This is a genomic window from Curtobacterium sp. SGAir0471 (genome assembly GCF_005490985.1).
Lineage (GTDB): Bacteria > Actinomycetota > Actinomycetes > Actinomycetales > Microbacteriaceae > Curtobacterium.
The window spans coordinates 3,329,549-3,348,890 of record NZ_CP027869.1; the positions used below are offsets into that span (position 1 = coordinate 3,329,549).

The window sequence follows — 19,342 nt, forward strand, 5'->3', positions numbered from 1 at the left end:
CAGATCAGCACTTTCCTTCTTCGGCGGCCGTCGTGTCCTTGATGTTGAACGCCGTTCCGGTAGCACCCGTGCCCTGGATGCAGAAGGTGCTTCCGGACGGGCTGTAGACGAACACCGTCTCCTTGCTCTGCGTGAAGCCGTACGGCTTCATCGTGTCGAGGTTCTTGAACTCCGCGTCCGTCGGCAGCTTCCCGTTCTTGTCCGTCTGGAACGCGATCACCGCCGTCTTCGCGTTCGCCAGGTCGGACTTCACCGACGCGTCCTTCGCGTTGTTCTGCACGTTCAGGTACACCGGGATGGCGATCGCGGCGAGGATGCCGATGATGATCACGACGACCAGGAGTTCGATGAGCGTGAAGCCCTTCTCCTTGTCCTCGAGGAGGCCCTTGCGGCGAGCGTCGAGCTTGCCCATGAGAGCGAAGTACATGGTGGTTCCGTTCTTCTCGGGAGTGCGATGGGGTTGTGCCGCAGACTGCTCCGCCGCCGCTGGTAAGCGTATTGACGGCGTTTTCGGGGCATAATCCCGAGAACGGGGGTGATCTGTGTTGCGAATTGCCCCCAGTACCGGGGGTGCGGAATTCCTGACGGACCCCCGAACGGAGGGCGCGCGCCGTCGAGTTACTTGACCAGCGAGGAGATCTGGAAGATCGGCAGGTAGAGCGCGACGATCATCCCGCCGACCACCACGCCGAGGAATGCGATGAGCAACGGTTCGATGAGCGAGGTCAGGGATTCCGTGGTCGATTCCACTTCGGAATCGTAGAAGATCGCGATCTTCTCGAGCATCACCTCGAGCGAACCGGCGTCCTCACCCACCGCGATCATCTGCGCGACCATTGCCGGGAACACTGATTCCTTGGCGAGGGGATCGGCGATCGATTCGCCTTTCCGGACACTTTCCGCAACGCGCGTCAGTGCTTTCTGCACGACGAAGTTGTTCGACACCTCGCCGACGATCTGCAGCGCCTGCAGGATCGGCACCCCGGCACCGATCATGTTCGAGAAGTTCCGGGCGAAACGGGCGATGACGATCTTCCGCGTCAGCTGTCCGAAGACCGGCATCCGGAGCAGGATCGGATCGCGGACAGCGCGGAACCGATCGGTGTTCTTGTTGCCGCGGTACCAGAGCCAGCCGACGACGACCAGCACCGCCAGGATCGGGCCGGCCCAGCGCATCGCGTGCGACAACTGCACGAGGATCCGCGTCGGCAGGGGCAGCTGCCCGCCGAGCGACGCGAACATGTCCTGGAAGATCGGCACGATGAACACGAGCATCACGACGACCGCGACGAGCGACATCACGAGGACCACGACCGGGTAGGTCATCGCCGACTTGATCGTCGAGCGGAGCTTGTGCTCCTTCTCGAAGTTCGTCGCGATCGAGTCCATCGCCTGGTCGAGGAAGCCGCCGGTCTCCCCTGCCCGGATCATGTTGATCATGATCGGCGGGAAGTCGACCGGGTACTTCGCCACGGCGTCGGAGAACGAGACACCGCGCTCGACGTCGTCGCGGACCTTGCCGAGGATGTCCTTGAGCTTCTTGTTGTCCGTCTGGTCGGCCAGGATCGTGAGTGCACGGAGCAGCGAGAGCCCGGACGACAGCATGGTCGAGGCCTGGCGCGACATGATCGCCAGGTCCTTGAGCCCGACGCCCTTCTCGAACCCCGGGATCTTGATCTCGGTCTGCAGCCCGGTGCCGGGCTTCGCCTCGGTGATCGCGATCGGCGAGACGCCCATCGTCCGGAGCCGCTGCACGACGGCACCCTCGGATGCCGCGTCGAGCCGACCCTTGACGAGCTTGCCGGCGCCGTCGCGGCCCCGGTAGTCGAACGCGAGTGACATCAGTGGCCCCCGGAGTACTTGTCGCCGAAGTCGATCTCGGAGGCGGCGATCGCCGCTGCGGACGAGTCGGACGGCGACTCGACGCGCTGCACGAGCCGGTCGAAGCCGTCCTCGTCGTGCACCTTCTCCATCGCCGCGGCCCGGGTGACGGTACCGACGTTGACGAGCTCGGCGAGGTCCTGGTCCATCGTGTGCATCCCGGCGTCGCGCCCGGCCTGCATCGCCGAGGTGATCTGGTAGGTCTTGCCCTCGCGCACCAGGTTCGCGATCGCCGGCGTCGTCTTCATGATCTCGGTGGCGACGACACGGCCGGACCCGTTCGCCTTCGGCACGAGGGTCTGGCAGACGACCCCCTCGAGCGTCGCCGCGAGCTGGGTGCGGATCTGCCCCTGCTGGTGCGGCGGGAACACGTCGATGACGCGGTCGATGGTGCCGGGAGCACTCTGCGTGTGCAGGGTCGCGAAGACCAGGTGCCCGGTCTCGGCGGCGGTCAGCGCCACGGAGATGGTCTCGAGGTCGCGGAGCTCACCGATCAGGATGACATCGGGGTCCTGACGGAGCACGTGCTTCAGCGCGGCGGCGAACGAGTGGGTGTCCGCCCCGACCTCGCGCTGGTTGATGATCGCCTTCTTGTGCTCGTGCATGAACTCGATCGGGTCCTCGACCGTCACGATGTGGTCGGCACGGGTCTCGTTGACCAGGTCGATGAGCGCGGCGAGGGTCGTCGACTTGCCGGAGCCGGTCGGCCCGGTCACGAGCACGAGTCCGCGGGGCAGCTTCGCGAACTCCCCGACGTGCGCGGGGATGCCGAGCTGCTTGAGCGTCTTGATCTTCGTCGGGATGATGCGGAACGCCGCGCCCCAGTTGCCGCGCTGCTGGTAGTAGTTCACGCGGAAGCGGAACTCCGGCGACAACGAGTACGCGAAGTCGAGCTCCTGCTCGTGGTCGAACTGCCCGGCCTGCTCGGGCGTGAGCAGCGTCTTCAGTGCGGCGATGACCTTGTTGCGTGCCCACGGTCCCCCGGGTACCGCGGGACGCAGTGACCCGTCGACCCGCACGGTGGGCGGGGCGTCCGCGGTGACGTGGAGGTCGGACGCTCCCTGGTACACGACCTGCGACAGCGCCGTGATGAGGTCGCCGTCGGCGACCTCGCGAGCGTGGCGCGTGAAGCCGATCTCGGGGTGCGACGCAGGGTCGACCGCGGGCCCGGAGACAGCGGGTCCGGTGATCGTGCGACCGGACACCGCCGGGGCGACGGTCTGGAGGCTCGTGGTCGCCACCGCGGGCGCCACCGGCAGGTGCTCGGTCACCGCATCCGCGTACCCGTACGCCGCGGTCGACGGTGGGACCGCCGCCGGGGGCGTGGCCGGCGTGGCCTGCGGCTGCGCCACCGGCACGGCGACGGGGTCACCGGCGGGCGGCGGCCACGACGACGCACCGGCCGGGATCGTCCCCGTGGCCCCTGCGCCGGTCGGGTCGTCCCAGGCAGCCGGCGCACCCCAGCCGCCCTCGGTCGACAGGTCGTAGACGGCGTTGCTCGACGTCGGCACAACGGGGTGGTCTGTCGGCGTCACCGCGTGCGCCGACGCCGCCGCGGCCGCAGCAGCCGCCGCGAGCCGCGCAGCCCGACGGCCACCGACCTCGTTGCCCGGGCTCCCGGGGTGCCACCCGGCGACGGGGTCGTTCCCTGCTTCGATGTCGTACACCGATTCGTTCATCGTCCTCGTGCTCCCGGGCTACGCGACCACGCGCAGGATCTCGTCGACGCTGGTCAGGCCGAGCTTGACCTTCTCCCACCCGTCCTGCCGGAGCGTGAGCATGCCCTGCTGCTGGGCGACGCGGCTGATCTCGGCGCTCGAGGCCCGCGCGACCGCGAGGCGCTCGATCTCCTCGGTCACGGTCATGACCTCGTGCAGGGCGATGCGGCCGCGGTACCCGGTGTTCGAGCAGACGGCGCAGCCGATCGGTGCGAAGAACTCCGGCACGGCCGCGTCCGGACGGTCGAGGAACCCGAGCGCGTGCAGCTGCTCGGCCTCGTACACGGCGGGGGCCTTGCACCGGTCGCAGAGCCGGCGGGCCAGACGCTGGGCGACCACCGAGTCGAGCGCGGACCCGACCAGGAAGGGTTCGATGTCCATCTCGGTCAGACGGGTGACGGCCGACGGGGCGTCGTTCGTGTGCAGGGTGGAGAGCACCAGGTGGCCGGTGAGCGAGGCCTCGATCGCGATCTGCGCGGTCTCGTGGTCGCGGATCTCACCGAGGAGCACCACGTCCGGGTCGGAGCGCAGGATCGACCGCAGCGCCGACGCGAAGGTCAGGCCGGCCTTCGGGTTGACCTGCACCTGGTTGATCCCGGCCATCCGGTACTCGACCGGGTCCTCGACCGTGATGACGTTGATCTCCGGCTTCGCGACGGCGTTGAGCGTCGTGTACAGCGTGGTCGACTTGCCCGAACCGGTGGGCCCGGTGACCAGGATCATGCCGTACGGCTTCGAGTAGGACCGCTGGTACGCCTGGAAGTTCTGCTCGAGCAGGTTGAGGTCCTTGAGCGTCAGCGACGTGTTCGTGTTGTCGAGGATGCGCATGACGACCTTCTCGCCCCACACCGTGGGCAGGGTGGCCACGCGCAGGTCGATCTGCCGACCGCCGTGGCGCACGGACATCCGGCCGTCCTGCGGCTTCCGCCGCTCGGCGATGTCGATGTCGCTCATGATCTTGAGCCGGCTGATCACGCCGTTCTGGATGTTCTTCGGGGCCGGCGCCATCTCGTGCAGCACGCCGTCGATGCGGTAGCGCACCCGGACCTCGTGCTCGCCCGGCTCGATGTGGATGTCCGACGCGTGGTCCTGGATCGCCTGCGAGACGAGCAGGTTGACGAAGCGGACGATCGGGACGTCGTCGAGCGCGCCGTCGGTCAGGTCCACCTGCTGCTGGGTCTGCGCGGCCGACTGGTCCTCGAGCGACGACGTCAGGTCGTTCAGCTCGTCGTCCGCTCGCAGGTACCGGTCGAGGGCGCTGACGAGGTCGCGCTCCTCCACCTGGAGCGGCTTGATCGCGCGACCCGATGCGGTGCGCGCGTCGTCGATCGCGAGCACGTTCGACGGGTTCACCATCGCGAGCACGAGCGTCTCGCCCTCGAACCCGATGCCGAGCACTCCGTGGCGACGGCAGAGCGCCGCGGGCAGCATCGACACCGCGGTCCCGTCGACCGGGTAGTCGGTCAGCGGCACGGTGTGGGAGTTGTTCGAGGCCGCTCGAGCCGTGATGTACTGCGCCTCGCTCACCACGCCCTGGTCCACCAGGGAGCGGATGGCACGCTCGTCGATCGCCTCGTCGCCGGTCATGGAGTCGAGGTGTTCGATCGGCAGTGCGCCGTTGAGGATGAGGATCTCGGACAGGGTGGCCATGTGTCCCGGGGCCTCCTTCGGGTCGAGACCGGGTCGTGGGGGTGTGCCCCGCAGCGGCGCGGCGCCCGTCCACGCTACGGCCGCCCGGTGCGGCCCTCGCAGTCCCACAACGAGGGGGCGACGGGGTGGCGTGTGCCCCCAGTGCTGGGGTACCGGCGGGTACCGAGAGGCGCGTCTCGCGGTCGTCATGCGTCGATGCTCCGGCTCCGCCACGTCGGCGCGGGGTCCGAACCGGGTGTCGGTGGACGGGACGTCGACGGCCGTGCCCTGTGCAGGAAGGCGCCGGCAGCCGCGGGGCGAACGGTCCAGCACCGTCTGGGGTGCGTGCACGAGGAACCCCTCGACGCGCGGGGCCGCTGCGCGCCATGATGAGACATGGACATCACGAGCGTGACCGTGGGGCTCCCCGTCTCCGACATCGAGGCGTCCTGCCTCTGGTACGGCGCTGTGTTCCAGCGGGCAGACCCCGACCTCGAGCCCGAGGACGGCGTGGTCGAGTACGAGATCGGTGGCATCTGGTTGCAGCTGTACCGCGACGCCGACGCCGAGCGACGCCCCGCGACCGTCCGCTTCGGCGTCGACGACGTCCGCTCGCAGCACGCCCGCATCGGCTCGCTCGGCATCGACGTCGGCCCGGTCGAGTGCGTCGACGGTGCCGTCGACTGGTTCGACGTCCGCGACCCCGACGGCAACGTCCTCAGCCTGTACTCGCTGGTCGACGAGAAGGGCCGCACCGCCTGAGACCGGACCACCGGCGGACGGGAGGCGCGGGGCGGGCCCGCCACGAGCCTCCCGTCCGCCAGCGTCCCCCTCACCACACGCGGTCCAGCAACGAGGAAGGCCCCCGCATCCGAGGATGCGGGGGCCTTCCGGGTTCAGCTCAGGCTCAGTCGGCCGTGCCTGTTCAGTTGTAGGTCCCAGGGGTGAAGTCGTCCGACGAGAAGCTGTCGAAGTCGACGAAGCTCAGGTCGGCGTCCGAGAACGAGGAGTCGTCGGCGAAGATGCGGTTGGGGTACCGCTCCGCCTTGGCTTCCTCGGTCGCGGCGACGTCCACGTCACGGTACCGGCTGAGGCCCGTCCCGGCGGGGATGAGCTTACCGATGATGACGTTCTCCTTGAGGCCGACGAGGTGGTCCTGCTTGCCCTCCATGGCCGCCTGCGTGAGGACGCGGGTGGTCTCCTGGAAGGACGCGGCGGACAGCCACGACTCGGTCGCGAGGGACGCCTTCGTGATGCCCATGACCTCCTGGCGAGCCGAGGCGGTCTTGCGACCCTCCTGCAGCGCCGCACGGTTCAGCGCGTTGTAGCGCGACCGGTCGACGAGCTCACCCGGCAGCAGGTCGGTGTCGCCGTGGTCGACGACGGTGACCTTGCGGAGCATCTGGCGGACGATGACCTCGATGTGCTTGTCGTGGATCGGCACGCCCTGCGAGCCGTACACGTCCTGCACACCGTTGACGAGGTGCTTCTGGACCTCGCGCACACCCTTGACCCGGAGGACCTCCTTCGGGTCCACCGTGCCGGCGATGAACTGCTCGCCGAGCTCGACGTGCTGGCCGTCCTCGATGAGGAGGGTCGCACGCTTGAGCACCGGGTAGATGAACGGCTCGTCGCCGTTGTCCGGCGTGAGGATGATCCGACGACCCTTGTCCGTGTCCTCGATCGTGACGCGGCCGGGGGCCTCGGCGATCGGGGACGCGCCCTTCGGGGTGCGGGCCTCGAAGAGCTCGGTCACGCGGGGCAGACCCTGCGTGATGTCGTCGGCCGAGGCCGAACCACCCGTGTGGAAGGTACGCATCGTCAGCTGGGTACCGGGCTCACCGATGGACTGGGCGGCGATGATGCCGACCGCCTCGCCGATGTCGACGAGGTTGCCCGTGGCGAGCGAACGGCCGTAGCACTTCGCGCAGACACCGACGGCGGACTCGCAGGTCAGGACCGAGCGCACCTTGATGCTCTCGACACCCGCCTCGAGCAGCGTGTCCAGCAGGACGTCACCGACGTCCGAGCCGGCCTCGGCGACCACGGTGCCGTTCGCGTCCACGGCCTCGACGGCCAGGGTGCGCGAGTACACCGTGTTCTCGACGCGCGGGTCGCGGACGAGCTTGCCGTCCTCGCCCTTGGTCGCGATCGGGAGCTCGAGGCCACGGGTCGTCCCGCAGTCGTCCTCACGGATGATGACGTCCTGCGACACGTCGACGAGACGACGGGTCAGGTAGCCCGAGTCGGCGGTCCGGAGAGCCGTGTCCGCCAGACCCTTGCGGGCACCGTGCGTGGCGATGAAGTACTCCGCCACGGTCAGGCCCTCGCGGTACGAGTTGATGATCGGGCGGGCGATGATCTCACCCTTCGGGTTGTTCACCAGACCACGCATACCGGCGATGTTGCGCACCTGCAGCCAGTTACCACGAGCACCCGACGACACCATGCGGTTGATGGTGTTGTCGATCGGGAAGTTGTCGCGCATCTCCTGCGCGATCTCGTTCGTGGCCTCGGTCCAGATCTTGATCAGGTCGGCGCGGCGCTCCGCGTCGGTGATCAGACCCTTGTCGAACTCGCCCTGGACCTTGGCGGCCTGGACCTCGTAGCCCGCGATGATCTCCTTCTTGCGCGGCGGCGTCACGACGTCCGACAGCGCCACGGTCACACCGGAGCGCGTGCCCCAGTAGAAGCCTGCGTCCTTGATCCGGTCCAGCGCGGCGGCCGTCTCGGTCTTGGAGTAGCGCTCGGCGAGGTCGTTGACGATCGCGGAGAGGGTGCCCTTGTCGGTGACGCGCTGGACGAACGGGTAGTCCGCCGGCAGCGTCTCGTTGAAGAGCGCACGGCCCAGGGTGGTCTCGAGGAGGATCGGCTGACCGACCTCGTAGCCCTCCGGCGCCTCGCCCTCGGCGAAGTGGACACCCGACATGCGGATCTTCACCATCGCGTTGAGGTGCAGCGTGTTCTGGTCCTTGGCCAGGATCGCCTCGGCGACCGACGAGAACGCACGGCCCTCGCCGAGCGCGCCCTCGCGGACGGTCGTCAGGTGGTGCAGACCGATGATCATGTCCTGTGCGGGCAGGGTCACCGGACGGCCGTCCGACGGCTTGAGGATGTTGTTCGAGGCGAGCATCAGGATGCGTGCCTCGGCCTGGGCCTCGACCGACAGCGGCAGGTGCACGGCCATCTGGTCACCGTCGAAGTCCGCGTTGAACGCAGCACACACGAGCGGGTGGAGCTGGATGGCCTTGCCCTCGACGAGCTGCGGCTCGAACGCCTGGATGCCCAGACGGTGCAGCGTCGGCGCACGGTTCAGCAGGACGGGGCGCTCGCGGATGATCTCCTCGAGCACGTCCCACACCTGCGGACGCGAACGCTCGACCATGCGCTTGGCCGACTTGATGTTCTGCGCGTGCGACAGGTCGATGAGGCGCTTGATGACGAACGGCTTGAACAGCTCGAGCGCCATCTGCTTCGGCAGACCGCACTGGTGCAGCTTGAGCTGCGGGCCGACGATGATGACCGAACGGCCCGAGTAGTCGACGCGCTTGCCGAGCAGGTTCTGACGGAAGCGACCCTGCTTGCCCTTGAGCATGTCGCTCAGGGACTTCAGGGCGCGGTTGCCGGTACCCGTGACCGGACGACCACGACGACCGTTGTCGAACAGCGCGTCGACGGCCTCCTGCAGCATGCGCTTCTCGTTGTTCACGATGATCTCGGGGGCACCGAGGTCGAGCAGGCGGCGGAGACGGTTGTTGCGGTTGATCACACGACGGTAGAGGTCGTTGAGGTCCGACGTGGCGAAGCGGCCACCGTCGAGCTGCACCATCGGGCGGAGCTCCGGCGGGATGACCGGCACGACGTCGAGCACCATCGCGGCCGGCGAGTTGCCGGTGGCGAGGAAGGAGCTGACGACGCGCAGACGCTTGATCGCGCGGATCTTCTTCTGGCCCTTGCCCTCGGCGATCTGCAGGCGCAGCGACTCGGCCTCGGCGGCCAGGTCGAACGCCTCGAGCCGCAGCTTGATCGCCTCGGCGCCCATGTAGGCGTCGAAGTAGATCCCGAAGCGGTCCTGCAGCTCGTGGAACACCGCGTCCTCGGGCTTGAGGTCGCCGACCTTGAGGTTGCGGAAGTCCTCCCACACGCGCTCGAGGCGGGTGATGTCCTCGTCGAAGGACTTGCGGACCTGGGACATCTCCTTCTCGGCGGTGTCCTTGGTCCGTCGCTTCACGTCGGCCTTGGCGCCCTCTTCCTCGAGCGCTGCGAGGTCGTCCTCGAGCTTCTTGAGGCGGTCGGCGATGATCGAGTCGCGCTGACCCTCGAGGTTCTTGATCTCGAGGCGCATCTCGTTCTCGAGACCGGGCATGTCGGCATGACGGCCCTCTTCATCGATGTCGATGATCATGTACGCCGCGAAGTAGATGACCTTCTCGAGGTCCTTCGGCGCCATGTCGAGGAGGTACCCGAGGCGCGACGGGACGCCCTTGAAGTACCAGATGTGCGTGACGGGTGCGGCGAGCTCGATGTGGCCCATGCGCTCACGACGGACCGAGGACTTGGTGACCTCGACGCCGCAGCGCTCGCAGACGATGCCCTTGAAGCGGACACGCTTGTACTTGCCGCAGGCGCACTCCCAGTCGCGGGACGGACCGAAGATCTGCTCGCCGAACAGACCGTCCTTCTCGGGCTTCAGGGTGCGGTAGTTGATGGTCTCCGGCTTCTTGACCTCGCCGTACGACCACTGACGGATGTCCTCGGCGGTCGCGAGGCCGATCCGGATGGCGTCAAATGACGTTGCTTCGAGCAATGTTCTTCTCTCTTGCTGAGTTCGAAACGTGTTCGGTACGGGCCGGCTCAGATGTCGTCGACGGACGACGACTCGAACCGCGAGGAGATGTTGATGCCGAGCTCTTCAGCGGCACGGAAGACCTCGTCGTCCGTGTCGCGGAGGCTGACCGCCTGGCCGTCGGCCGAGAGGACCTCGACGTTCAGGCAGAGCGACTGCATCTCCTTCATGAGGACCTTGAACGACTCGGGGATGCCGGGCTCCTGGATGTTCTCGCCCTTGACGATCGCCTCGTAGACCTTCACGCGGCCGAGGATGTCGTCGGACTTGATCGTCAGGAGCTCCTGGAGGGCGTAGGCGGCGCCGTACGCCTCGAGCGCCCACACCTCCATCTCGCCGAACCGCTGTCCACCGAACTGCGCCTTACCACCCAGCGGCTGCTGCGTGATCATCGAGTACGGACCGGTCGAACGCGCGTGGATCTTGTCGTCGACCAGGTGGTGCAGCTTGAGGATGTACATGTAGCCGACCGAGACGGGCTCCGGGAACGGCTCGCCGGAGCGGCCGTCGAAGAGCTGCGCCTTGCCGGAGGAACCGATCAAGCGCTCGCCGTCGCGATTCGGGAGCGTCGAGTCGAGGAGACCCTCGATCTCGCGCTCGTAGGCACCGTCGAACACCGGAGTGGCGACCTTCGTGCCGGGCTCCGCGTGACGGGCGGCCTCGGGGAGGGCGGACGCCCACTCCTGGATGCCCTCGACGTTCCAACCCTGCTTCGCGAGCCACCCGAGGTGGATCTCGAGGACCTGGCCGAAGTTCATGCGGCCGGGGACGCCGAGCGGGTTGAGCACGATGTCGACCGGGGTGCCGTCCGCGAGGAACGGCATGTCCTCGACCGGCAGGATCGTCGAGATGACGCCCTTGTTGCCGTGACGACCGGCGAGCTTGTCACCCGCGGTGATCTTGCGCTTCTGGGCGATGTAGACGACCACACGCTGGTTGACGCCCGAGCCGAGCTCGTCGTCCCCGTCCTGCGCGTCGAACACCTTGACGCCGATGATCGTGCCCTCTTCACCGTGGGGCACCTTCAGCGAGGTGTCGCGCACCTCGCGCGACTTCTCGTTGAAGATCGCGCGGAGCAGGCGCTCCTCGGCCGAGAGCTCGGTCTCGCCCTTCGGCGTGACCTTGCCGACCAGGATGTCGCCGGGGCGGACCTCGGCACCGATGCGGATGATGCCGCGCTCGTCGAGGTCGGCCAGGAGGTCCGGGCTGACGTTCGGGAGGTCGCGGGTGATCTCCTCCTTGCCGAGCTTCGTGTCGCGGGCGTCGACCTCGTACTCCTCGATGTGGATCGAGGAGAGCGTGTCGTCCTTCACGAGGTTCTGCGACAGGATCATCGCGTCCTCGTAGTTGTAGCCCTCCCACGGCATGAACGCGACGAGGAGGTTCTTGCCGAGCGCGAGCTCGCCGTTCTCCGTCGCGGGGCCGTCGGCGATGACCTCGCCCTGCTCCACGCGCTCGCCTGCGGAGACGATGACGCGGTGGTTGTAGCTCGTGCCCTGGTTCGAGCGGTCGAACTTGCGCAGGTAGTAGGTCTGCGTGCCGCCCTCGTCGAGCTGCAGGGTCACGGCGTCGGCCGAGACCTCGGAGACCACACCGGCCTTGTCGGCGGTGACGACGTCACCGGCGTCGATCGCCGTGTAGCCCTCCATGCCGGTGCCGACGAGCGGCGACTCGGAACGGAGCAGCGGGACGGCCTGACGCTGCATGTTCGCACCCATGAGGGCGCGGTTCGCGTCGTCGTGCTCGAGGAACGGGATGAGCGAGGTCGCGACCGACACCATCTGTCGCGGCGAGACGTCCATGTAGTCGACCTCGTCCTTGCCGACGAGCTCGACCTCGCCGCCCTTCTTCCGGACGAGCACCTTGTCGTCCTGGAAGTGGAAGTCGTCGGTCAGCGGCGCGTTGGCCTGGGCGACGACGAAGTCGTCCTCCTCCGACGCGGTCAGGTAGTCGATCTGCGTCGTGACCTGGCCGCCCACGACCCGGCGGTACGGCGTCTCGATGAAGCCGAACGAGTTGATCCGACCGAACGACGCGAGCGAGCCGATCAGGCCGATGTTCGGGCCTTCCGGGGTCTCGATCGGGCACATGCGGCCGTAGTGCGACGGGTGCACGTCGCGGACCTCGACGCCGGCACGCTCACGGGACAGACCACCCGGGCCGAGGGCCGACAGGCGACGCTTGTGCGTCAGACCCGCGAGCGGGTTGTTCTGGTCCATGAACTGCGACAGCTGCGAGGTGCCGAAGAACTCCTTGATCGCGGCGACGACGGGTCGCACGTTGATCAGGGTCTGCGGGGTGATCGCCTCGATGTCCTGCGTGGTCATGCGCTCGCGGACGACGCGCTCCATGCGGGACAGACCCGTGCGGACCTGGTTCTGGATGAGCTCGCCGACGGCGCGGATGCGACGGTTGCCGAAGTGGTCGATGTCGTCCACGTCGAGGCGCAGCTGGACGGGCTCGCCGTCGCGGACACCGTTCAGCGTGGTCTTCTCGGCGTGCAGCGAGACGAGGTACTTGATCGTGCGGACGATGTCCTGCACGGTCAGCACCGAGTCCGAGAGCTGCGCGTCGATGCCGAGCTTGCGGTTCAGCTTGTAGCGACCCACCTTGGCGAGGTCGTAGCGCTTGGGGTTGAAGTAGAAGTTGTCGAGGAGCGCACGCGCGGCCTCGGCGGCGACCTGCTCGCCCGGACGCAGCTTGCGGTAGATGTCCTTGAGCGCCTCTTCCTTGGTGAGGACGGCGTCCTTCTCGAGGGTCGACTCGATCGAGGCGAAGCCCTGGAACTCCTCCATGATCTCCTCGCTCGTCAGGCCGAGGGCCTTGAGGAAGACGGTCACGGACTGCTTGCGCTTGCGGTCGATGCGCACGCCCACCTGGTCGCGCTTGTCGATCTCGAACTCGAGCCAGGCACCACGCGAGGGGATGACGCGGGCGGAGTAGATGTCCTTATCGGACGTCTTCTCCTGCTGGCGCTCGAAGTACACGCCCGGCGAGCGGACGAGCTGCGAGACGACGACGCGCTCGGTGCCGTTGATGATGAACGTGCCGCGCTCGGTCATGAGCGGGAAGTCGCCCATGAAGACGGTCTGCGTCTTGATCTCACCGGTCATGTGGTTCATGAACTCGGCGTTGACGTACAGCGGCGCGGCGTAGGTCTTGCCACGCTCCTTGCACTCGTCGATGGAGTACTTCGGGTCCTCGAGCTCCGGGGACGTGAACGAGAGCTGCATGGTCTCGCCGAGGTCCTCGATCGGGGAGATCTCCTCGAAGATCTCCTCGAGGCCGGAGTGCAGCGCGAGGTCGGTGCGACCCTGCTCCTGTCCTTCGGCGAGGCGGGCCTTCCAGACGTCGTTGCCGACGAGCCAGTCGAAGCTCTCCGTCTGGAGGGCGAGCAGATCCGGCACCGTGAGGGTGTCCGTGATCTTGGCGAACGAGAGTCGCGAGTGGTTGCGACCGTTCTTGGGGTTGGTGGATGCGTTGGGCGCAGCAGCCAAGGGTGTGACCTCCGGTAGGCCCCGTCGGGCCGGTACTGACGAGCAGCACGTTGGTGAGTGGATTGATCGCTCGGCGCGACCCCGGGACCACCGACACGGAACGCACGACGACAACGACCGTCGAGGACCTGTGGGATGATCGGTGAGCGGGACCCGCCGCCATATACGGGACCGGCTTCACCAGGGCGCGTGTTCGACCGCAATATGACGACACACGAATGCCAGGGAGCGCGAACTGTCATCATAGGTCGCCCCGGCGCGCGCTGTCCAGTCCTGGCTTGACCGGATTCGGCGATGGCGTGTATAAGCACGCAGCCCGCCCCTGCGACGGCGTGTACGAGCACGCAGCCCGCTCCTGCGACGGCGTGTACGAGCACGCAGCCCGCCCGGACGTTCCCCCGTCGTCAGTCCGCGAGCGCGCGCAGCAGCTCCTCCGGGCGCTCCGCCCGCACGAAGGTCACCCGACCCCGGTCGTCCGTGATCCGCACGCCTCGACCGGGGGTGAGCAGGAGCGCCCGCACGCCACGGCCGAGGCGCAGCCCCACCCCGCCGAAGGTGCGCGCGTCCGCCTCGACGACCGAGACCTCCGCGATCCGACGACGGACGATGCGGCGCGCGGGCAGCGGTCGGAAGTGCAGCACCACGTCGGTGTCGGTCACCGCGATGCCGGTCCGCGCGAGCAGCAGCAGGGCGCCGGCGACGAGGGCGACCACGCCCGGCAGCAGCAGCGCGACCTCCGGCGCGTCCCCCGGCCAGCCGAGCACGGCCGCCGTCAGCGCGCCTCCGCCGAGCAGCAGGAAGGAGCCGACGGCACGCATCCAGCGGGGAGCGCGTTCACCGTCCGCGACCACCGGCCGGGAGGCACGGTGCGGGCGGGCGGGCAGGTGCACCACCGGCAGGGCGCGGCCGGCCCGGGACGCGCGGCCGGGTCGGGCCGTCCGCGCGGATCGGACCGGGGAGCCCGGTCGGAGGGTGGGCAGGCTGAGGGTGTCGGTCATCGCGGTCTCCCGGTGGAGTCGTGGGTCGTGTCGCAGCCGCGGGCGCACAGGACCGTCGGTCGGCGCACGCGTCGTGCCGTGCGCCGTCGCACGCCGGAGGGCGGCGTGCCGGGGTCGAGCGGTGGGGGTGCGGGCACGCCGACGACGGGTCGGCCGCCCGGGCGCGGTGGGGGTCGCGCGGGGCCGGTCCGGTCCACGTCGTGGTCACGTCGACGGGCGGAGCGTCGCGACCGTGCGGCCGGGCTCTCGACACCTGTCGGGTGACGACGACCAGAACGGTACGGCACCGTCCTTGGCGTCGGCTGGTCACCGGGGGACCGCCATCCGATCAGCGCCACGGTCGATCAGCGCCGCCCGATCAGCGCAGGACGCGGGCGACGGCCTCGGCACGGGTGCGGACACCGAGCTTCGCGAAGACCTGGTTCACGTAGGACTTCACGGTCGGCACGGTCAGGAAGAGCTCGGCGGCGATCTCCGGGTTCGTCCGCCCGGCGGCGATCCGCTCGAGCACGTCGGCCTCCCGCGGCGTGAGCTCCGGGAAGCGGTCGCGGACCGTGCGGGGTGCCGGCGCGGGCGGACGCTCCGCCACGTCGGGCACGGTCTGCGTCGCCGGAGCCGCACCGAGCTGTGCGACGAGCCGCGCCCCGACCCCGGCGTCGAACGTCGCCTGTCCCGAGGCCACGGCGCGCACGGCGGCCGCGAGCTCCCGTCGCCCCGCGTCCTTCGTCAGGTACCCCCGCGCCCCGGCCCGCAGCGCTCCGACGATCGAGGCGTCGTCGGCGTAGGTCGTGAGCACGAGCACGGCGACCTCCGGGTGCGCGGCCGTGATCGCCGCGGTGGCGGTCGGACCGTCGGTGCCCGGCAGCCGCAGGTCCATCAGCACGACGTCCGGCGTGTCGTCGTCCACCATCGCGACCGCCGCTGCGCCGTCAGCTGCCTCGCCGACCACCTCGAGGTCGGGCTCGAGCGACAGCACCGTCACCAGGCCGTCCCGCACGATCGCCTGGTCGTCTACCACGAGCACCCGGATCGTCACGCCCGCTCCCCTGCCTCGTCAGTCGTCGCCGGCACGCGCATCGCGACCACGAAGGACCCGTCCACGACACCGGTGGTGACCGACGAGTCGTCGCCGAGCTCCGCGAACCGCTCCCGCATCCCCGCGAGACCGAGCCCCGCACCGAATCCCGCACCGACACCGGAGGGGGCGAGACGAGGGTCGAGCGCGTTCGTGACCGTCAAGTCGACCGTCGGGCCGGCCGCGCGGACGGACAGCTCCACGGGGCGGCCGGGAGCGTGTCGACGGGCGTTGCTCAGTGCCTCCCGGGCGGCTGCGACCACGACGGCACGGTGCGCCGCACCGACCGACGGCAGACCCAGGTCGCCGCGCGTGGTGAGCACCCCGCCGAAGGCGCGGTGGGCGTCGACCAGCCCGGCCAGGTCCACCGGCTGCGACGCCGGCACCGCCGTGTCGTCGCGGAGCGCGTGCACCGCACGGCGGGCCTCGGCGAGCCCGGACGCCGCGAGTGCCCGTGCGGCGCCGGCACGCCGCGCTGCCTCGTCGACGCGACCCGCCTCGAGCAGCGCCTCGACGGCGTCGAGCTGCAGGACCAGACCGCCGAGCGAGTGGGCGAGGACGTCGTGGACCTCGCGGGCCGCGCGCGACCGGTCCGCCAGCAGCTCGGCGCGCTGCTGCTCGGCCTCGGCCTGTCGGGTGCGGTCCTCGACCAGGCGGGTCTGGCGGCGGCTGAACCCGACCACGGCCGCCAGGACGAGTCCGCCGCCGGAGCCGAGCACGAGCGTGACCGGCACGTCGGCCGGCACCGCGGTGGCCGCGACCTCGACCAGCGCCACGACCGCGGCGACGGGTCCTGCCCACGAGGGCTGCCGCGCACTCGCAGCGAGGACGACGACGCCCACGAGCGGCACCGCGACCGCCACCGCCCCCGTGGCGACGACGACGGCCGCCCCGGCGACGACCATCACCCAGGCCGCGACGAGCAGCACGCGCTCCCGTCGCGCGGCGACCCGGAGCACCCACGCGGCGAGCGCCACGGCTCCGACCGCCCACGCCCACACGGGCTGCCCGGTGGCCGTCCCGGTGCGCACGGACCAGTAGGTGACCACGAGGACGCCGAGCAGGTTGAGCGCCCTGGTGGTCACCGAGCCGGACCGGCCGCGCACGAGGTCGTCCCGCACGGCAGCGGTGCGCACCGGGTCCGGACTGCTGCTCACCGGACCATCATGCCGCTGGCGGCGCGCGGGATCCGCTGGTCGACGACCAGTGCCCGCGCGGCCCGGTTCAGCGCCAGGACGAGCAGGATCGCCCCGGTCGAGGTGAGCAGGTGTGCACCGAGGTGCCCGCCGACGACGTCGAGACCGACGCGGACGGCGATCATGAGCAGCCACAGCCCGGCGCCCGCCCAGCCGGTGCGCGACTGGAGCGTGCGGCCGTGGTCGTCCGGGCTCGGTGCCGTCCGGAAGCGGGTCATCGCCCCCATCGCCAGACCGACCGCGACCGCGAGCAGGGCCTCGACCCCGAGGAGCAGGACGTCGAGCGACGTGACCGCGGCCGAGGACTGCGCCAGCACCACGACGCCCACGACGCCGAGGACGAGCGGGGTGCGCCAGACACGTGCCGGGTCGAACGCCCGCCAGGTCGCCTGCCGGTACGCCAGGAAGCCGACGAGGACGAGGCCGATGACGGCGTTCGCGATGAGCTGGGTGGACACGGTGTGCCTTCCGTCGAGGTGTCCGGCGGGGGTCCCCGACCGGTGCTCCCAGCCTCGCGAGCCGGCGGTCGGCGGCACACCACCCTCGGGTGGTGGTCGGGGTGGGGATCACGGTGGTGTTCCATGGGGGGCATGGCTGATGCGTTCGACGGGTTCCGGATCGGTGCGGGCTGGGCGTCGGTCGAGCCGGACCGGCACCGCCCCGGGTCCTTCACGCTCGTGGTGGACAGGACGCCGCAGTCGCACGTCGACCTCGAGGACCCGACCCACCTGGCGTTCGAGTACATCCGGCGCATCGGGCACGCGATCGACCTGCTGCCGGAGGGTCCGATCACGGCGCTGCACCTCGGCGCGGGCGCGCTGACCCTGCCCCGCTACGTCGCCGTCACCCGTCCGGGCTCGCGGCAGCAGGTCGTCGAGCTGGAGCGGGACCTGGTCGAGCACGTGCGCGAGGTGCTCCCGTTCCCCCGCGGTGCGTCGATCCGCGTCCGGTACGGGGACGCCCGCGAGGTCCTCGGCAAGCTGCCGGCCGGGCTCCGCAGCACGGTCGACCTGGCGGTGGTCGACGTGTTCGGCGGCTCGCAGATCCCCGCGCACGTGACGAGCATCGAGTTCTACCGCTCGGTCGCCGAGTTCCTCTCCCCCACGGGCATCGTCGCCGTCAACGTCGCCGACGGGGCCGGACTGGCGTTCGCGCGCGGGCAGGCATCGACGCTGCAGGCGGTGCTGCCGTCGGTCGCCGCGGTCGCCGACACCGGGATGCTCAAGGGGCGGCGGTTCGGCAACATCGTGCTGCTCGGGTCGAAGACGGACCTCCCCGTGGCCGACATGCCCCGGCGGTACTCCTCCGACCCGATGCCGGCGAAGGTGGTGCACGGGCAGGAGCTCCGCGCCTTCACGGCGGGGGCGCCCATCGTCACCGACGCGACCGCGGTCGCGTCGCCCGAGCCGAACCGCAGCGTCTTCGGCGGCTGACCCCGCGCTCGCCGCGCGACCACCCACCGGACGGGAGGCTCGGTGCCGGTCCGTCACCGCGCCTCCAGGCCGCGGAACGGGTACAGGGGCACCGTGTCCCCCTGAACGCGTCGGGCATCCGGCTGCCAGGATGGGGGACAACGACCGCGCAGCCGCGCGACCGACCGAGGGAGTCCCCTGATGACGAACGACGACCGGAGCAACGAGGACCGGACGGGCGACGGCAACGCGCCGGTGTGGGGTAGTGCGCAGCAGCACGACCGCCAGGACGCACCCCGCTACGGCGAGCGCGTCGACCCGGCACCGGGCTCGGCGCCGCAGTACGGCGAGCGCGACCAGGGTCAGCCGCGGTACGGGCAGCAGCAGTACGGCGAACGCGACCAGTACGGCCAGCAGCAGCAGTACGGCCAGCAGCCGTACGGCGAGCGCGGCGGGTACGACCAGCGCGACGGCCGCCCGGACTCCCCGACGTGGGGCGAGCACCAGGGGACGCACCAGCCGTACGCGGCGTCGTCGGCACCGGCGAGCGCGGGCAGCCCGGCGTGGCAGTCCTACGAGCAGCCGAAGCCGGTGAAGAAGAAGAAGACCGTCGGCATCATCGCGTTCGCACTCGGGATCCTGTCGCTCGTGCTCGGTGTCGTCGGCGGCGCCGTGTTGGGTGCCGCAGTGGCGGGCAACGCGACGCTCGAGCAGATCGCGCGGGACGGCGGCAGCTCGGCGCAGCAGCAGGAACAGCTGCAGCAGCAGCTCATGAACGACCCAGCCGTGATGGGCCAGCTCGGTGGCGGCTCGATCGTGATCGTCATCGCGGCCGTCCTCGGCCTGTGGGCCCTCGTGCAGGGCATCATCGCGGCGGTCGCGGGCCGGGGGCGCGTCTGGGGCGTCCTCGCGATCATCCTCGCCGTCGTCGCCACCTTCGCGACCTTCATCGCCACCAGCGTCGCCGTGACCGCCGCGATCACCGGTGGCAACTGACACCGCGGCACTGCCCACGCGCCACTCCGACGGCCCGTCCCGCTGCAGCGGGGCGGGCCGTCCCGCGTCCGGGCACCCTGCCGCGTCCGGGTGC

At 69.8% G+C, this 19,342-nt stretch carries 13 protein-coding genes; 3 read left to right on the forward strand and 10 right to left on the reverse strand.

The features are described 5' to 3' along the window. Positions 1 to 4: 4 nt before the first annotated feature. From C1N91_RS17265 to C1N91_RS15520, 4 genes are all read right to left on the reverse strand, one after another. Positions 5 to 427 carry a type II secretion system protein gene (locus C1N91_RS17265; protein ID WP_137768425.1) on the reverse strand — a complete coding sequence of 141 codons (423 nt, stop codon included), beginning with the start codon at positions 425 to 427 and terminating at the stop codon, positions 5 to 7. 191 nt (positions 428 to 618) lie between these two features. Next, on the reverse strand, positions 619 to 1,842 hold the full coding sequence (locus C1N91_RS15510; protein ID WP_137768426.1) for a type II secretion system F family protein: 1,224 nt from the start codon (positions 1,840 to 1,842) through the stop codon (positions 619 to 621). Beyond that, positions 1,842 to 3,560, reverse strand: coding sequence for a type IV pilus twitching motility protein PilT (locus C1N91_RS16805; RefSeq protein ID WP_175416058.1), 1,719 nt, complete (start codon positions 3,558 to 3,560; stop codon positions 1,842 to 1,844). Before C1N91_RS16805 ends, C1N91_RS15510 begins: the two co-directional genes overlap by 1 nt. A gap of 18 nt (positions 3,561 to 3,578) precedes the next feature. Continuing rightward, positions 3,579 to 5,249, reverse strand: a complete 1,671-nt coding sequence (locus C1N91_RS15520; RefSeq protein ID WP_137768427.1) for a GspE/PulE family protein — start codon at positions 5,247 to 5,249, stop codon at positions 3,579 to 3,581. A 375-nt stretch (positions 5,250 to 5,624) separates the two neighbouring features. On the opposite strand from C1N91_RS15520, the gene C1N91_RS15525 reads away from it, so the two are divergent. After that, the gene (locus C1N91_RS15525; RefSeq protein ID WP_137768428.1) at positions 5,625 to 5,990 is read left to right on the forward strand and encodes a VOC family protein; all 366 of its coding nucleotides are present in this window, start codon (positions 5,625 to 5,627) and stop codon (positions 5,988 to 5,990) included. A 163-nt stretch (positions 5,991 to 6,153) separates the two neighbouring features. Here C1N91_RS15525 and rpoC read toward each other — a convergent pair whose 3' ends face one another. The 6 genes from rpoC to C1N91_RS15555 all read right to left on the reverse strand — a co-directional run bounded on the left by rpoC (position 6,154) and on the right by C1N91_RS15555 (position 17,298). Further along, positions 6,154 to 10,035 (reverse strand): DNA-directed RNA polymerase subunit beta', encoded by a 3,882-nt coding sequence (gene rpoC, locus C1N91_RS15530; RefSeq protein ID WP_058728465.1) that lies wholly within the window; start codon positions 10,033 to 10,035, stop codon positions 6,154 to 6,156. A 47-nt stretch (positions 10,036 to 10,082) separates the two neighbouring features. Beyond that, positions 10,083 to 13,571 carry a DNA-directed RNA polymerase subunit beta gene (gene rpoB / locus C1N91_RS15535; protein WP_137768429.1) on the reverse strand — a complete coding sequence of 1,163 codons (3,489 nt, stop codon included), beginning with the start codon at positions 13,569 to 13,571 and terminating at the stop codon, positions 10,083 to 10,085. A gap of 404 nt (positions 13,572 to 13,975) precedes the next feature. After that, the gene (locus C1N91_RS15540; RefSeq protein WP_137768430.1) at positions 13,976 to 14,569 is read right to left on the reverse strand and encodes a hypothetical protein; all 594 of its coding nucleotides are present in this window, start codon (positions 14,567 to 14,569) and stop codon (positions 13,976 to 13,978) included. Between the two features lie 358 nt (positions 14,570 to 14,927). Beyond that, positions 14,928 to 15,605 carry a response regulator transcription factor gene (locus C1N91_RS15545; protein WP_137768431.1) on the reverse strand — a complete coding sequence of 226 codons (678 nt, stop codon included), beginning with the start codon at positions 15,603 to 15,605 and terminating at the stop codon, positions 14,928 to 14,930. After that, on the reverse strand, positions 15,602 to 16,801 hold the full coding sequence (locus C1N91_RS15550; RefSeq protein ID WP_137768432.1) for a histidine kinase: 1,200 nt from the start codon (positions 16,799 to 16,801) through the stop codon (positions 15,602 to 15,604). The genes C1N91_RS15545 and C1N91_RS15550 overlap by 4 nt, the downstream gene beginning before the upstream one ends. Beyond that, entirely contained in the window at positions 16,798 to 17,298 is a 501-nt protein-coding gene (locus C1N91_RS15555; protein ID WP_137768433.1) for a hypothetical protein, read from the reverse strand. The genes C1N91_RS15550 and C1N91_RS15555 overlap by 4 nt, the downstream gene beginning before the upstream one ends. A gap of 132 nt (positions 17,299 to 17,430) precedes the next feature. On the opposite strand from C1N91_RS15555, the gene C1N91_RS15560 reads away from it, so the two are divergent. Together C1N91_RS15560 and C1N91_RS15565 are read left to right on the forward strand one after the other, a co-directional pair. After that, a complete protein-coding gene (locus C1N91_RS15560; protein ID WP_137768434.1) occupies positions 17,431 to 18,273 on the forward strand; it encodes a spermidine synthase in 843 nt (280 codons plus the stop codon). 180 nt (positions 18,274 to 18,453) lie between these two features. After that, entirely contained in the window at positions 18,454 to 19,248 is a 795-nt protein-coding gene (locus C1N91_RS15565; protein ID WP_137768435.1) for a DUF4064 domain-containing protein, read from the forward strand. Positions 19,249 to 19,342 lie beyond the last annotated feature (94 nt).